Genomic DNA, 15,947 nt, shown 5'->3' with positions numbered 1-15,947 from the left:
AAATTTTTAATGATATTAATAAAAAGTATCACCATCAAAAATGAAACCGAAAAACACTTAACTCCACAAAACCGAAATACTTTATGAATTATTAAGAAATGGAATACTATTTCTTTGGTAAGCGGAAAAGCTGTATTTTTATAATTCGGATATTGAAATAATTAAAAATAAAAAGATGAAAGTTGTAGGTCTTAATTTAGATATCATCTGGAAAAGGAAATCGGAAAATTTTAAAGCAATAGAAAGAGAGCTTCAGGACCTTGAAGCGGATCTTTTCTTGCTGCCTGAGATGTTTTCAACGGGATTTTGTATGGATGCTTCCGAAGTGTCGGACAGGAATGAAGAATCTTTGGCATTTTTAAGAAAGATTTCAAAAGAAAAAAATGCGGCTTTCTGCGGAAGTGCTCCCGTAGAACAGGAGGGTAAGTTTTATAACAGAATGTATTTTGTACAGCCGGATGGTGAAACCGAATACTATGATAAAAGGCATTTGTTCTCCTTTTCAGGAGAAGATAAGGTATATACTCCGGGACAGAAACGGGTTATTGTCAATTACAAGGGAATAAGATTTCTGCTTCAGGTGTGCTATGATCTCCGTTTCCCCGTTTTCGCAAGAAATAATGATGATTATGATGCAATTTTATATGTTGCCAACTGGCCTGAAAAACGAGTAGGGGCCTGGGAACATCTTTTAAAAGCAAGAGCCATTGAAAATCTGTCTTTTGTTTTTGGCCTCAATAGAATAGGAACCGATGGGAATCATCTGTTGTATCAGGAAAGCTCTCATTGCTTTTTTGCTGACGGAAAGGAAATTTCCCATAAAAACGGAAATATAGTATCGGCAGACCTAGACATGGAACAACTGAAAGATTTCAGAAAACATTTCCAGTTTTTAAATGACCGCGATGACTTCTCAATTCAATTAGGCTAAAACTAAGGTTGAGTGAAGCGTTATTAGCTGCTTATCTCAACCTTAGCCCGGTCTGATCAGGCAAATTGCTGTAAAAGCTGCGTCAATGTATTTACATCATGAACGCCGCTTTCTTTCCATAGGAGTTCTCCATTTTTAAAGACCGCCAGAGTAGGAACTCCGCGTACTCCATATTGTGCTGCAAGAGCAGGATATTGGTCTACATCTACCTTTATAATTCTGGCTCCTTCGCCAATGTTTTCCTTTACACTGTTTAAAACCGAAGACTGTACTTTGCAAGGCTGGCACCAGGTAGCAAAAAAGTCTACAAGTACCGGTCTCTCCGAGTTAATGATTTCCTGGAATTTTTGTGACATAGTTTTTGTTTTTTAAGTAAGCTGCTAAGATAAAACTCTATTCAATAGGTCCTAATTGCTTATTCAATTCGGTGGCTTTTTTCCGTTTCGTTCTGGATAGCTGTTACATTCTTCCAGCTGGTTCCGTCATAGGCATCTACCCCATTTTTCTTTAAAATTTCCATGGCCTGATCTGCCTGTATTCCTTTATTGCAGAATACCACTACTTTTTTACCCTTTAACGTTTCAATAGTATGCTGGATCTCAGCCAGAGGAATATTGATAGCGTTTTTTGCGGTTCCTGCAGCATACTGTTCCGGAATCCTTACGTCTACCAATGTTACATCAGGGCTCTTTACAATCTCTTTAATATTGGCTTTGGGAGCCTCGGCTATCTTTGCCGTTTTGCAGGCACTTAGCATACAAACCGAAGCTAAAACAAATCCCCACCATTTCATCTTCATGATCTTATAATGTTTTGGATTGGCATACAAAATCAGTGGTCGGGAATTTCTCCGTCTTTTTGATTCCATTGAAACCACCTTCGATCTCAGTGAAATTCCTGATCCCGTGTGAGTTGAGGATGCTGGCTGCAATCATGCTTCTGTACCCTCCTGCACAATGTAGGAAGAAATGCTCTGAATCATCAATGCTGCGGGCCCAGTCGCTGATTGTATCTAATGGCTTATTGTAGGCGTTATCAATATGTTCAGCTGAGTATTCGCTTAATTTTCTTACATCAATTACAGTTGCATCTTTTGTAAACTGCTCTGCAAACTCAGCAGGAGTAATTCTTTTGATTTCATCAGTTTCCTTACCTGCATTTTTCCATGCTTCAAAGCCTCCTTTTAAATACCCGATGACATGATCAAATCCTACTCTGCTTAATCTGGTGATCACTTCTTCTTCCATTCCTTCGTCTGTTACCAATAATAGGGGATGTTTTACATCTACGATAAGAGTTCCTACCCAAGGGGCAAAATCACCCTTCAGCCCAATATTGATGGAATTCGGGATAAACCCTTTGTGGAATTCTCCGGGGTTCCTGGTATCTAAGATTAAAGCTCCCGTTTCTTCTGCCAAAGCTTCAAAATCTTCTTCTGTTACAGGATTTAAACCCTTATCCATAACAACATCCAGACTTTCATATCCGCCTTTGTTCAGGGCAACATTCATCCCGAAGTATTTTGGGGGAGCGGTTAACCCATCCAGGACTTCTTTGATAAAAGACTCTCTGTCAGGCTGATTTAAGGCATAGTTGGTCCTTTTCTGATTCCCTAAAATATCTACAGTTTCTTTCTGCATATTCTTTCCGCAGGCAGAGCCGGCACCATGAGCTGGATAAACTGTTATGCCGTCATCCAAAGGCATGATCTTACTTTGAAGGCTGTCGTATAAAATGCCGGCAAGATCCTCCTGGGTAAGGTTGGTGGCTTTCTGAGCGAGGTCGGGCCTTCCGACATCTCCTAAAAATAAGGTGTCTCCGGTAAAAATTGCAGTCTCCGTACCGTTCTCATCAATTAAAAGATAGGTGCTGCTCTCCATGGTATGTCCCGGAGTATGCAGAACTTTTATTTTTATTTTACCGATCTCAAAGATTTGATTATCCTCCGCAATGATGGCTTCAAATTCAGGAGCAGCAGTGGGTCCGTACACAATTGGAGCTCCCGTTTTTTCACTTAAATCCAAATGACCTGAAACAAAATCAGCATGGAAGTGAGTTTCAAAAATATATTTTAAGGTCACATTATCTTTTTCCAAACGATCCAGGTAAGGTTTTACTTCTCTTAAGGGATCGATAATGGCAGCTTCATTTTCTGATACAATATAATAGGCACCCTGAGCCAGACAGCCCGTATATATTTGTTCAATTTTCATTGGATAATTTTTTAATGAGTTAAAGATACAAAGTATTAGATAAAATGTAAATTAAATGTTAAATCTCAGCGATAGTTTCTTTCAATACTACAGTTCTGTCCTTACTTAAAGTGCCTTCTTCTCAACAAAAATGGTGCCTTACGGAATGTTAATTTATAAATGCTGTTTTTTATCATGTTCAATCATTGAAGGATAATTACGCAGCAGTATTATTCTGATTTGTTTTTACGTGGTTTGAAATTTGCTTATGCTGAAATTAAATTACCGGTCGGGTCAAAGTTTCCCGGGAATATTTAAGCAATGTTTTACAAAAAACTTTATATTTATAAGTCAAAAAAAGAGATCAGATGGCAGACAAAACACAATTTATAGAAGAATTAAATACAAGATACACTCCAAAAGGAGAACATATCATATTAGGAAAAGGAATGTTGAACGGGGAAGTTGTTCCGGAAGTCAATGTTACCATTCCATTAAAAACGATCAACCGTCATGGTCTTATTGCAGGAGCTACCGGAACGGGTAAGACAAAAACACTGCAGGTATTTGCAGAACAGCTTTCTCATGCGGGAATTCCGTCTTTGGTTCTTGATATTAAGGGCGATTTTTCAGGGATTGCCGAAGCTGGGCAGATGAATGGCATCATTGAAGAAAGATATGGCAAAACACAGCTTCCCTACAATCCACAAGGATTTCCTGTAGAATTAATGAGTATTTCAGGAGGAAAAGGAGTAAAGCTTCGGGCTACAGTTACAGAATTCGGACCTGTTTTGTTAAGTAAAATTCTGGAACTGAATGATACCCAACAGAGCATTATGTCTATTGTATTTAAATATTGTGATGATAAAGGCCTTCCATTGATTGATCTGAATGATCTAAAGAAGGTGTTGCAATATGTGACGGACAATGCCCAGGGGAAAGCTGAGCTTGCTGCCAATTACGGATCGATTGCACCGGCTTCTCTGGGAGCTATTTTAAGGTCTATTGTGGCTTTGGAGCAGCAGGGGGCGTCCAGCTTTTTTGGAGAACTGAGTTTTGATGTTCAGGATCTGCTTGAGACAAGAGACGGAAAAGGAGTTGTCAATATTTTAAGGGTAGCCGATATCCAAAGTAAGCCGCAGCTGTTTTCTACATTTATGCTTTCTCTTTTTGCCGAAATTTATATGACATTTCCTGAGGAAGGAGATAGCGGAAGACCGAAACTGGTATTATTCATTGATGAGGCCCACCTTATTTTTGATGAAGCTTCAAAAGCGCTTCTTTCCCAAATTGAAACGATGGTAAAGCTGATCCGTTCAAAAGGAGTTGGTATTTATTTCATTACTCAGATTCCTGGTGATGTTCCTGAAAATGTATTATCACAGCTGGGGCTGAAAATACAGCATGCACTGAGAGGTTTTACAGCAAAAGATAAAAAGGAGATTTCCAAAGCGGTTGAAAATTATCCGACCACGGAATTTTACAATGCTTCAAGCCTGATTCAGAATTTGGGGATCGGAGAAGCTTTTGTCACAGCTTTGGATGAAAAAGGGATTCCGACCCCATTGGTTCATACCTATCTTATTTCTCCGGAATCCAGAATGGATGTGCTGAGTGACGCTGAGATCTCTGAACTGACCGCTCAATCTGCCCTGGTCGCTAAATATGAACAAGCTATAGACCGGGAATCTGCCTATGAAATGCTGGCCAACAGAATGGAACAGGCCGCTCAGAATCCGGCACCTAACCAAAGAACAAAACCGGTGAAAGAAGACCCGGGAATGTTTGAACAGGTGCTGCAAAGTAAGGCAGGAAGAACGTTTACCAATACATTAATGCGGGAAGGTGCAAAAGCCATTCTGGGAATGTTTGGACTGGGAGGCAGAAGACGGTAGTTTTGAAAAGTAGGGAGCTTGCTATGTTTTTTACTATATTTTTTGTTAATTTAGCAGGTTATCGTTACTGATAGGAAGGATATCAGGATTACAGATTATTATTTTAAATTAAAAAAGCAGTTAGCTGGAAAATTAAATGTATTCGATTATAGATATAGAAAGTAATGGTGCAGGTTATAGACATGAATGCATTATAGACATTGCCATTTACAGATATGATGGTCAGAAGATTACTGATCAGTTTATATCCCTTGTTAATCCTGAAGGCGATATCACTCCTTTCGTGCAGAAACTGACCAGTATAACCCCTAAAATGGTTAAAACGGCTCCCAAATTTCATGAAATAGCCCGCAGGGTTATTGAAATCACTCAGAATACGACCTTGGTAGGCCATAATATTGATTTTGACTACAGGATGCTTCGCCAGTCTTTCAATAGGCTTGGCTATGAATTTAAAATCAATACTTTAGATACGATTCCTTTGGCTAAAAAACTGATTCCGGATGAAGTAAGTTATTCATTGGGGAAACTGGTAAAGTCATTGGGAATTCCTCTGACCAATCATCACAGGGCCGAGGGGGATGCGAGAGCTACTTTAGAATTGTTTAAACTTTTAGTGTCAAAAGATACTGAAAATGAGATCATTCAGAAACAGCACGAAGAAAGCAATGCGAAGACGTATATCAACAAGATCAAAGAGCTGGCTCAGGATTTACCCAACGAAAAAGGTTTTGTCTATTTTCAGGATGAAGCCGGAAAGATTATTTTTTCCGATTATGTTCAGGATATCAATAAGTTTTCAAAAAAAGTCTTCAATTCCAAATCAAAAAAATGGGAACAGATTCAGAAAGATGTTGAGCAGATTAATTTCGAACTTACAGGAACGGATATTATTGCCAAACTGATTCTGAATTCCAAAAATAGTAAGAAAAAAGAGGTGCTGCCTTTCGGGCTTTATTTCAGAAATCAAAAATACCTTGTTGAAAAAAACAAGCTCAACAAAACTGAGAAGCCAATCCTGAAATTCCGATCTTTTACCCAGGGAACGAAAGCCGTTCAGTTTCTGGGAGTTCTGCCGGAATTTAATGACTGTGCAGTATTGAAAAAGAAAATAGATTTCAGAAAAAGGAATGAACTTTGGCTGGGGCCGGGTAGAAAATTAGGTGAAAAGCTGTTCTTAATCATAGATAACGGAAAAGTAACTTCTTTCGGATTTTATGAGCTGTTTACACAGATTCAGACGATGAGTAAGCTTGCCAAGCTCAAAATTGATCTTCCTCTATCTTCGGCAGATTTGAATAATGAATTACAATTAGCACTCCTTCGTGGTGATTTTGAGACATTACCGCTGCCAAAATGATGGAAATGGACACTTTACAATATTTTATCGATAAGAAGGCACCTTTCAAATCAATTTTCTCAAAGTAAAAAATAAATAGTATTTTTGCAAAAAAATAAACAGAAGCAATGCAAAATTTTAAACAAAATAAAACTGGAAAAAAGGGAACTGTAAAGTTTTCTAAGGTTTGGAATATTTAAAAGAGTTGTCTTGCATAAAAAATAATCAATGTGGCAGACTCTTTTTCAAAGAATCTGCCTTTTTTTATGTTAAAATGAAATTATGAATTCAAAAGAATTATTAAAGATTGCCAATGAGTTTGGCACACCAGTGTATGTTTATGATGCAGAGTCCATCAAAGTTCAATACGAAAAACTTACATCTTCTTTTTTAAAACATACTAAGTTCTTCTACGCAGCGAAGGCGTTGACAAACATCAATATCCTTAAATATGTCAAGAACCTGGGTGCTTCTTTGGATTGTGTATCTATTAACGAAGTTAAACTTGGATTAAAGGCAGGATTTTCGAAAGAAAAAATATTGTTTACTCCAAATTGTGTTGACCTGGCTGAAATAGAGGAAGCAATGACTTTCGGAGTTCATATTAACATTGATAACATTTCTATTCTTGAGCAATTCGGGAATAAATATGGGAATACATATCCGATTTTAGTAAGAATCAACCCGCATATTTTTGCTGGTGGTAACTATAAAATTTCAACAGGTCATATCGACAGTAAATTTGGTATTTCCATTCACCAGGTTCGTCATATCGAAAGAGTGATGAAGTCTACCGATCTTAATGTTGAAGGGCTTCATATGCATACCGGAAGTGAAATTAAAGATCCTGAGGTTTTCCTTCAGGCTTTAGATATTATGCTTGAGCTTTCTGAACATTTTCCTAACCTGAAATATCTGGATATGGGAAGCGGATTCAAAATCCCTTATCAGGATAGTGAAGAAGAGACGGATGTGAGAACATTAGGGAAAAAAGTAGAAAAAGTAATTTCTGAGTTTTCAAAATCTACCGGGAAAAAATTTGAATTATGGTTTGAGCCTGGGAAATTCTTAGTAGGAAAAAGCGGCTATTTACTGGTGAAAGCTAATGTAATTAAGCAGACAACAGCTACCGTGTTCGTAGGCGTAAATTCTGGATTTAATCATTTGATTCGTCCCATGTTCTATGATTCCTACCATATGATTGAGAATTTATCCAATCCAAAAGGAGCGGAAAGAATTTATACGGTCGTAGGAAATATCTGCGAAACCGACACATTCGCCTGGGACAGAAAACTAAATGAAGTAAGAGAAGGAGATATCCTTGCTTTCCATAATGCAGGAGCTTACGGTTTTGAAATGAGTTCTAACTTTAACTCAAGGTTAAAACCTGCTGAGGTTCTATTCTTAGATGGAAAAGCTCTTTTGATCCGTAAAAGAGATGAATTTGAAGATTTATTGAGAAATCAGATCGAAGTCATCTAACCGGTACAGATAAAAGTAAAAGCCTTGCAATTGCAAGGCTTTTTTATTGGCAGCCCCGTCCTAATTAAAGATTTACGATTGAAGCATCTGGCCATTTCGATTTAATTATTTAATTTTGATAGAGATCGGATTTTTAAGATCCTTATTCATTACCATAGTGTACAAATAATATAATCACCAAACCTATTAATTATGGCTAAAAATATAGCAGAGCAAATTGTTGAAATGCTCGAAAACGCCAATGTGAAAAGAATTTATGCAGTAACAGGCGACAGTCTTAATCATTTGAACATTGCGGTTAAGAAAAGCAGCATTCAGTGGATTCATGTGAGACATGAAGAAGTAGGCGCTTATGCCGCCGCTGCAGAGGCTGAGCTGGATGGTCTTGCTGTGTGTGCGGGAAGCTGTGGCCCGGGGCATGTTCACCTGATCAATGGGGTGTATGAAGCGCACCGGTCGCATGTCCCTATGTTGGTTATTGCTTCTACCATTCCCAGTGAGGAAATGGGAATGGATTACTTTCAGGAAACCAATACGATAAAACTATTTGATGACTGCAGTTATTATAATCAAATGATCACAAGGCCTGAGCAGGTACAGAGAATGGTACAGACGGCTATTCAGCATGCGGTTTCAAAAAAGGGTGTGGCAGTCATTGGCCTTCCCGGGGACGTTTCTGAATTGGACGCAGAAGAAGCTTCTACCTCTGCTCAGATATTTAAGACCAATCCCCTGATCAGACCTTCGGATGAAGAATTACAGCAGTTGGCAGGGCTTATCAATGAAAATGATAAGGTAGTTCTTTATTGTGGAATTGGAGCAGGAGAAGCCAATGCAGAAGTGGTGGAGTTGTCCAGGCTGTTGAAAGCGCCGGTAGGATATTCCTTCAGGGGGAAAATGGCAATCCAGCCGAATAATCCCAATGAAGTGGGGCTTACCGGTTTGTTAGGCTATCCTTCAGCATATCACGCGATGCATGAAGCGGATCTTGTTATTCTTTTGGGAACAGATTTTCCGTATCAGAAATTCATGCCGTTAAAAAATAAGATTATACAGATCGATGAAAGTCCGGAGAGATTAGGGAGAAGGGCAAAGCTGGAGCTTGGGCTTACCGGTGACATCAGAGAGACGATCAAAGCATTGCTTCCTATGATCAGGGAGAAAACAAACGAGCACTTTCTCAATGAACAACTGGCGTTCTATGAAAAAGTAAAAGAGAATCAGCTTACCTACGTTAAAGATTTTGGTAAAGAAAACGCTATTCAGCCGGAATATGTAGCCCATACCTTAGACCGGCTTGCCAAAACGGATGCTATTTTTACAGTAGATACCGGGATGTGCTGTGTATGGGGGGCAAGATTTATTACGGGAACGGGAGAAAGAAAAATGTTAGGATCCTTTAATCACGGTTCTATGGCCAATGCAATGCCGATGGCGATCGGTGCTTCTTTGGCACATCCTGAAAAACAGGTGATTGCCATGTGTGGAGATGGAGGTCTGTCTATGCTTTTAGGAGATATGGCCACGATCTTTCAATATAAACTGCCGGTAAAGCTGATCGTTTTCAATAACCGGGCTTTAGGGATGGTGAAATTGGAAATGGAAGTGGGAGGCTTACCGGATAACGAGACGGACATGATCAATCCTGATTTTGCTATGGTGGCCCATGCTATGGGATTCCCCGGAAAAAATGTTCATTTGCCTGAAGAAGTGGAAGCAGCGATTAAAGAATGCTTAGATTATAACGGACCTTACCTGCTGAATATATTTACGAATCCTAATGCATTGGCCCTTCCGCCGAAAATTGAATTCGAACAGATCGCAGGAATGACAAAATCCATGGCTCAGCTTATGCTTGGAGGTAAAATGGATGAGGTTTTTGAAACGGTAAAAACCAATTATAAACATATTAAAGGATTATTGTAGTTGTTCATGATCAGCATACCCTTAAACTTCACGCATTGTGTGAAGTTTTTCTTTTTTATAAGGATGGTAAATATTTACCTTTGCCTATTATTTATTACCGAATAAAATTAAGCTATGAGAACGATCCTTTTACTTCTGTTCCTCTGTGCTGCAAATTTTTCATTTGCCCAGGATCTTGAAGACAGAGATGACTCTTTTATCACAGAGAATAACAAGAATATTTTAAAAATAGATATTAAAGAACCTTTTATGCAGGTTGCGGTGAAGTGTAATGACTTTAAACATGCAGCTTATGAAGGCGGTGCTGCTGCATACAAAAATATGCTGAGCAAATATATGTACATGTATTTAAACTCCGATTTTTATACCTTAACGGGAGATTTTACATTCACATTGACCATTGATGCGGCTGGAAAGGTAATTGATATTACCGGTTCTCCCAAAGTATTACACAGCGAAGTCTTTTTTGATGACATGCAGTATGTAGTAAGAAGAATCAAAAAAAACTGGATGCCGGCAACTTGCAGCGGCGAGCCTGTAAAATCTGAAATGAAACTAAAAATGAATTTCTCTTCCGTATCGGTAGATATGTAATAGATGGTTCATGAAAAAATATATTGTAATCCTATTTCTTTTTTTCGGCTTCTACGGCTATTCACAACAATCAACAGCTCAGAATGAAAATGCAGCTACGACCAAAAGTACAGAATTTCCTTGTGGTGATGATGCTTTTACCCAGGAGTTTTTAAAAATGATTCATGCGTATATTGACTTAAAAAAGGATGCAGTCAATGGAAAATACTCTGCTCAATAAAGATGAAAAATATTATTATTTTGTTTTGTATGGCCTTTCTTTCCCTGTATAAAGGACAGATCCTTGATGAATACCCGCCGAAACAGGATTTTTATGAAGGAGGGATCGTGAATTTTTATAAAGATATTCACGAATATCTTGCCGGCAGTAAAATGAAGGAATGTAATGATAAAGAAATTTATCAGCCCAGGATTATTGTAACGGAAACTGCTGAAGTTAAGTTTATCAAAGATATCGATACCGCGAATATTGCCAGGAATAAATGTGCCTATGACCTGTCGAGAGAAGTCCTTAAAAATCTGAAAAAATGGAAACCTGCCGAAGGGAAAGGGCGGAAGATAGGTGCTATTACAGAATTTATATTTTATCCTAAAGATGTAATGAGTAATTATAAGCCGGATTATAATGCCTATCAGCTTGTAACCCATGCACGATATCCGGAAAGCATGAAGGTCTTTAACCGGATTTTTCATGATAACTTTATGGTCCTTTTTGAAGATTATCATATCAATGGGAAATTAAACCTTGAACTTTATATTGGTAAGGATGGTCATATCATCCATCCAAGAATTTACCCTGAAGTAGATAACCACAATTTTAATATTGATTTTATGAGGACTCTTTCAAGGATAAAAAAGGCCTGGATACCAGCTTTATATAGGAATATTCCTATTCAGGAGAGATTTTTGCTGCCGATGCAATTTCACATCACATTTACTGAAAGATAGTTCTGACATTCTGTCACAATATTTTGTATCTTTGCAGACTTATTTGTTCGTAATTGAAAATTCGTGAATTTCATCCGGGATTTTCAATCCGGACCTTAAATTGATTATTGTGCAAGAAAAATATATAGACGAAACAAAACAGGGAGAGGCTTTTGCAATTGCTGAAAAACCTGAAAATTCGAAGAAGCTGTTTTTAGAAAGTTATGGCTGTCAGATGAATTTTTCTGACTCAGAGATTGTTGCATCCATTCTTAACGAACAGGGATACAACACAACGATGAAGGCTGAAGAAGCTGATCTGATCCTGCTCAATACATGTTCTATCCGTGAAAAGGCGGAACAGACTGTAAGAATGCGTCTTTCTCAGTTCAAAAATCTTAAAAAAGAGAAGCCGAATATGACGGTAGGGGTTCTTGGATGTATGGCGGAAAGGCTGAAAACCAAGTTCCTGGAAGAAGAACAGTTGGTGGACCTTGTGGTAGGGCCAGATGCGTACAGAGACCTGCCTAACCTTCTGAAGGAGACGGAAGACGGAAGAGATGCCATCAATGTGATCCTTTCCAAAGAAGAAACCTATGCTGATATCAACCCGGTTCGTTTAGGAGGTAACGGAGTGACTGCTTTCGTTACCATTACGAGAGGTTGTGATAATATGTGTACCTTCTGCGTGGTTCCGTTTACCAGAGGAAGAGAGAGAAGCCGCGATCCACATTCAATTATTGAAGAATGCAAAGGGCTTTGGGAAAACGGATATAAAGAAATTACCCTTTTAGGACAGAACGTTGATTCCTATTTATGGTATGGTGGCGGTCCTAAAAAGGATTTTACCAAAGCATCTGAAATGCAGAAAGCAACAGCGGTGAATTTTGCGCAGCTCCTTGATCTGGTGGCTAAAGCGGTTCCGCAGATGAGAATCAGGTTCTCCACTTCAAATCCTCAGGATATGAGCCTTGATGTTTTCCATATGATGGCAAAGCATGATAATATCTGTAAATATGTGCACCTTCCGGTACAAAGCGGAAGTAATAATATGCTTCTGGCCATGAACAGACAGCATACCCGTGAAGAATATCTGGAACTGATAAAGAAAGCGAAGGAAATTGTACCTGAAGTCGCATTCTCACAAGATATGATCGTTGGTTTCTGCAATGAAACGGAAGAAGACCACCAGGATACATTAAGCCTGATGAAAGAGGTAGAGTATGACTATGGGTATATGTTTGCCTATTCAGAAAGACCCGGAACCCCGGCACATAAAAAAATGGAAGACAATATTCCTGCTGATGTGAAGCAAAGGCGTCTTGCTGAGGTTATTGCATTACAGGGGGAACTGTCCAGAAATAGAATGAAATCCTATGTGGGAAGAGTACATCAGATTTTAATTGAAGGAATTTCAAAGAAGAATGAAAAGCAATGGAAGGGAAGAAACTCACAGAATGCAGTTTGTGTCTTCGACCAGCTTGAAGGTCAGAAAATAGGTGACATTGTGGACGTTTTTGTCTATGATAACACCCAGGGCACACTTTTAGGAAGAATTGCCGAGTAATTTGAAGTTCTGTAAAAGCAGTCTTCCTCTTGCAGTCTTCTCTCTGGTGCTGATGTATTGTCAGACAGAGAAAAAATGATTCAATATCCCAATACTGCCGGTGATATTGAATTTGACAGCAGACGGATGCAGCTGATTTTCAGAAATGTGGAGCAGGAAGATAGAAGCCTTTTAGGGGTCAGTATAATTAGAGATAAAAGAACTTGAGTATGAAGGAGAGAAAGCATCGATCGTTGAAAGACTGAAAAAAGAAAATATTTATTCTGAAAAGAAAATTAACGGCTATATTACAGTCAGATTTTTAGTAAATTGTGAAGGAAAGACAGGCCTAGGCTGTTGTTTGGATCAAAACATGGAAATAAGCAGCGACAGGTATAAAGTCACTGGCCGGCTGAAGGCCAAAAGAGATAAAAAGGTTTAAAGTAGACTATTATCAGTATTTAACCTATAAAATTGAAGATGGAAAAGTTTCAGAGGTATTACCTTAGCTTTTTGTTACTTATAGTGTATACCAATACTATTGCACAGGTTAATTGCGGTGCGATAGAGGGAGAGGACTGTAAAAAAGCTTGTGAGTTATACAACTGGGCTTCTGACTCTGACCAGCAGGATTTCAGGGAATCTCAGGAAGGCTCTGATAAAGCGGTTGAACTATGTCCGGATTTCGCCGGTGCCTCTATAGAAAAGGCTGTTCCTTATCTTAAAAACGGAGATCTTATAAGCTGGAGGATAGTAATGGATGAAGCTGTTGAGCTGGATTCTAAAATGTATCTGGGTTACAGAGGCTGGTGTAAATTTCAGTTTTTAAAAGACGATGAGCGCGCGGTTCTGGATCTTGAGGCATTAAAAAAATATGATCCTGAACATCTTGGAAGATCCGGGAACGGAGATCATAATCTGGGCGTGGTGAAAGCGATGTCTGATCATTATCTAGGGGTAACTTATTTCGAACTGGGAAGATATGATAAGACTCTGGAGCATTTTGAAAAACAAGGCAAAGGATATGAGTTTGCCGAAAATATATACTTAAAAAGTAAAGTTTCTAAAATCAGAAACAAAGATTATTTGGATTTAAAAACGTTAGCCCTGCAAACGTATGATGAAAAGACAATGAAAGAGGTCTATATACATCATATGAACAAAGTCTACAGAAAACAGATGTAGATCACATTAAATCAATAATCAAATATTTACTTATGAGCAACGAGTTACAAAGCATAAAAAACCGTTTCGGAATTATCGGTAATTTTCCGGCACTCAACAGGGCTTTAGAGAAGTCTATCCAGGTCGCTCCTACGGATATTTCCGTTTTGGTGATCGGAGAAAGTGGGGTGGGGAAAGAATTCATTCCTAAAATTATCCATTCAGAATCAAGAAGAAAACACCAACCTTATATTGTGGTCAATTGTGGAGCAATTCCTGAAGGAACAATAGATTCTGAACTATTCGGCCATGAAAAAGGAGCTTTTACAGGAGCTACTGCTACAAGAAAAGGATATTTTGAGGTGGCAGACGGCGGAACCATCTTTTTAGATGAGGTAGGAGAGCTTCCCCTGCAGACCCAGGTTCGTCTTTTAAGGGTATTGGAGAGTGGTGAATTTATGAAAGTAGGTTCTTCACAGGTTCAGAAAACCAATGTGAGAATAGTGGCGGCCACGAATGTTAATATGATGAAAGCTATTCATGACGGAAGATTTCGTGAGGACCTTTATTATCGTCTGAATACCGTCCAGATTGATATGCCTCCTTTAAGAGAAAGAAAAGGAGATGTTCACCTGCTGTTCAGAAAATTTGCAATAGATTTTGCCGAAAAATACAGAATGCCTGAGCTTGAGCTGGATCCTAGTGCCGTGCATTATATTGAAAGCTACTCCTTCCCGGGGAATATCCGCCAGCTGAGAAACCTGGTTGAGCAGATGACTGTGGTGGAAAGAAACAGAAATATCACTGCAGAGAAGCTTGCAGAATATATTCCCATGGAAACCCATCTTCCGATGGTCGTGAATAATCAAAGTACACCGAAGCAGAATGATTTCGGAAGCGAGAGGGAAATTATGTACAAGATTCTTTTTGATATGCGGAATGATATCAATGACTTAAAATCCTTAACTTCGGAATTGATAAAGAACAGAGGAGCCGGAGATCTGAGCAATCATGAAAAAAATCTGATCAACAGAATTTATACTTCCGAAAGTCAGTCTCAGGCGAATCAGGGATCTTTATTGTATTTTGAAAATAATAATGATACCCAGACCGTTCAGACGCCTACCATTATCTCAACGCCGGAGGACAGTTATGAAGATATTGAAGACATCGAAGTGGAAGAAAATAAACCGGAATCCCTTTCTCTTCAGAATAACGAAAAAGATCTGATTATCAAGGCGTTGGAAAAGCATAAAGGACGTAGGAACAGAGCGGCGGATGAACTGGGAATTTCTCAGAGAACTTTATATAGAAAAATAAAACAGTATAATCTGGAAGACTAGTATCCGGTCCCCGATAAAGGAGGCTTCAGGATTTGATTCCATGAAATAAGATAAAAATGAATATTAAGATTAAAAATAGTAATCTGAAAAGGTCAGTATGGTTTACGGTACTTTTTGTATTGCTGGGAGTTTTAAACTCATGCTACAGCTTTACAGGGTCATCATTAACGGATGAAAAGACGGTTCAGATCAACGAGTTTCCGAACAATGCTCCTCTTGTAAATCCTACCTTGTCCCAGCAGTTTTCTACAGACATTCAGAACAGGTTTTTGCAGAGAACAACGTTGAAAGGGACTAAAGAAAATCCTGATATTCTGATAGAAGGGGAAATTACAGATTATAGTATTACCCCTACCACGATCAGTTCCAATACACAGACCAATCCATCTGGTGGAGTGATACAGCAGGCTCAGAATAAACTTACCATCACGGTGAAGGTACATTATGAGAATAAAGTACATCCTGATTCCAGTTTTGACAGAACCTATACAGATGAAGCGGCTTTTAACAGCAGCTTATCACAAAGTGAGATAGAAACCTCTCAGGTGAAAATTGTGACAGAAAGAATTATTAATAAGATATTTAACGACATTGTAGCGAATTGGTAA

The 15,947-nt window shown here is 38.6% G+C and carries 16 protein-coding genes; 13 read left to right on the top strand and 3 right to left on the bottom strand.

Annotation, left to right across the window (positions count from 1 at the left end):
• Positions 1 to 175: 175 nt before the first annotated feature.
• Positions 176 to 931, top strand: coding sequence for a nitrilase-related carbon-nitrogen hydrolase (locus MUW56_RS09360; protein ID WP_292012936.1), 756 nt, complete (start codon positions 176 to 178; stop codon positions 929 to 931).
• Between the two features lie 56 nt (positions 932 to 987).
• On the opposite strand, the gene MUW56_RS09355 is transcribed toward MUW56_RS09360, so the two are convergent.
• Genes MUW56_RS09355 through MUW56_RS09345 form a run of 3 tightly spaced genes read right to left on the bottom strand, consistent with a single transcriptional unit; the run spans position 988 to position 3,144 of the window.
• Complete coding sequence (locus MUW56_RS09355; RefSeq protein ID WP_292012935.1) at positions 988 to 1,287, bottom strand: co-chaperone YbbN; 300 nt, start codon at positions 1,285 to 1,287, stop codon at positions 988 to 990.
• A gap of 59 nt (positions 1,288 to 1,346) precedes the next feature.
• Complete coding sequence (locus MUW56_RS09350; protein ID WP_292012934.1) at positions 1,347 to 1,730, bottom strand: rhodanese-like domain-containing protein; 384 nt, start codon at positions 1,728 to 1,730, stop codon at positions 1,347 to 1,349.
• Positions 1,731 to 1,734: 4 nt separating this feature from the next.
• Positions 1,735 to 3,144, bottom strand: a complete 1,410-nt coding sequence (locus tag MUW56_RS09345; protein WP_292012933.1) for an MBL fold metallo-hydrolase — start codon at positions 3,142 to 3,144, stop codon at positions 1,735 to 1,737.
• Between the two features lie 347 nt (positions 3,145 to 3,491).
• On the opposite strand from MUW56_RS09345, the gene MUW56_RS09340 reads away from it, so the two are divergent.
• From MUW56_RS09340 to MUW56_RS09285, 12 genes are all read left to right on the top strand, one after another.
• The gene (locus MUW56_RS09340; RefSeq protein ID WP_292012932.1) at positions 3,492 to 5,018 is read left to right on the top strand and encodes a helicase HerA-like domain-containing protein; all 1,527 of its coding nucleotides are present in this window, start codon (positions 3,492 to 3,494) and stop codon (positions 5,016 to 5,018) included.
• Positions 5,019 to 5,154: 136 nt separating this feature from the next.
• On the top strand, positions 5,155 to 6,378 hold the full coding sequence (locus MUW56_RS09335) for a PolC-type DNA polymerase III (RefSeq protein WP_292012931.1): 1,224 nt from the start codon (positions 5,155 to 5,157) through the stop codon (positions 6,376 to 6,378).
• A 261-nt stretch (positions 6,379 to 6,639) separates the two neighbouring features.
• Entirely contained in the window at positions 6,640 to 7,839 is a 1,200-nt protein-coding gene (gene lysA / locus MUW56_RS09330; protein WP_292012930.1) for a diaminopimelate decarboxylase, read from the top strand.
• A 192-nt stretch (positions 7,840 to 8,031) separates the two neighbouring features.
• The gene (locus tag MUW56_RS09325; RefSeq protein ID WP_292012929.1) at positions 8,032 to 9,765 is read left to right on the top strand and encodes a thiamine pyrophosphate-dependent enzyme; all 1,734 of its coding nucleotides are present in this window, start codon (positions 8,032 to 8,034) and stop codon (positions 9,763 to 9,765) included.
• 114 nt (positions 9,766 to 9,879) lie between these two features.
• Positions 9,880 to 10,359: a hypothetical protein gene (locus MUW56_RS09320; protein ID WP_292012928.1), complete on the top strand. Its 480-nt coding sequence runs from the start codon at positions 9,880 to 9,882 to the stop codon at positions 10,357 to 10,359.
• A gap of 10 nt (positions 10,360 to 10,369) precedes the next feature.
• A complete protein-coding gene (locus MUW56_RS09315) occupies positions 10,370 to 10,579 on the top strand; it encodes a hypothetical protein (RefSeq protein ID WP_292012927.1) in 210 nt (69 codons plus the stop codon).
• Positions 10,580 to 10,581: 2 nt separating this feature from the next.
• A complete protein-coding gene (locus MUW56_RS09310) occupies positions 10,582 to 11,307 on the top strand; it encodes a hypothetical protein (RefSeq protein ID WP_292012926.1) in 726 nt (241 codons plus the stop codon).
• Between the two features lie 109 nt (positions 11,308 to 11,416).
• Positions 11,417 to 12,853 carry a tRNA (N6-isopentenyl adenosine(37)-C2)-methylthiotransferase MiaB gene (miaB, locus tag MUW56_RS09305; protein ID WP_292012925.1) on the top strand — a complete coding sequence of 479 codons (1,437 nt, stop codon included), beginning with the start codon at positions 11,417 to 11,419 and terminating at the stop codon, positions 12,851 to 12,853.
• Positions 12,854 to 12,928: 75 nt separating this feature from the next.
• Positions 12,929 to 13,060, top strand: a complete 132-nt coding sequence (locus MUW56_RS09300; protein WP_292012924.1) for a hypothetical protein — start codon at positions 12,929 to 12,931, stop codon at positions 13,058 to 13,060.
• Positions 13,061 to 13,312: 252 nt separating this feature from the next.
• Positions 13,313 to 14,017: a hypothetical protein gene (locus tag MUW56_RS09295; protein ID WP_292012923.1), complete on the top strand. Its 705-nt coding sequence runs from the start codon at positions 13,313 to 13,315 to the stop codon at positions 14,015 to 14,017.
• A gap of 32 nt (positions 14,018 to 14,049) precedes the next feature.
• Entirely contained in the window at positions 14,050 to 15,339 is a 1,290-nt protein-coding gene (locus tag MUW56_RS09290; protein WP_292012922.1) for a sigma-54-dependent Fis family transcriptional regulator, read from the top strand.
• A 56-nt stretch (positions 15,340 to 15,395) separates the two neighbouring features.
• Positions 15,396 to 15,947 (top strand): LptE family protein, encoded by a 552-nt coding sequence (locus MUW56_RS09285; protein ID WP_292012921.1) that lies wholly within the window; start codon positions 15,396 to 15,398, stop codon positions 15,945 to 15,947.

It is taken from the genome of Chryseobacterium sp. (genome assembly GCF_022869225.1).
In the GTDB taxonomy this organism is placed as follows: Bacteria; Bacteroidota; Bacteroidia; order Flavobacteriales; family Weeksellaceae; genus Chryseobacterium.
This window is presented reverse-complemented; position numbering and strand designations above follow the sequence as displayed.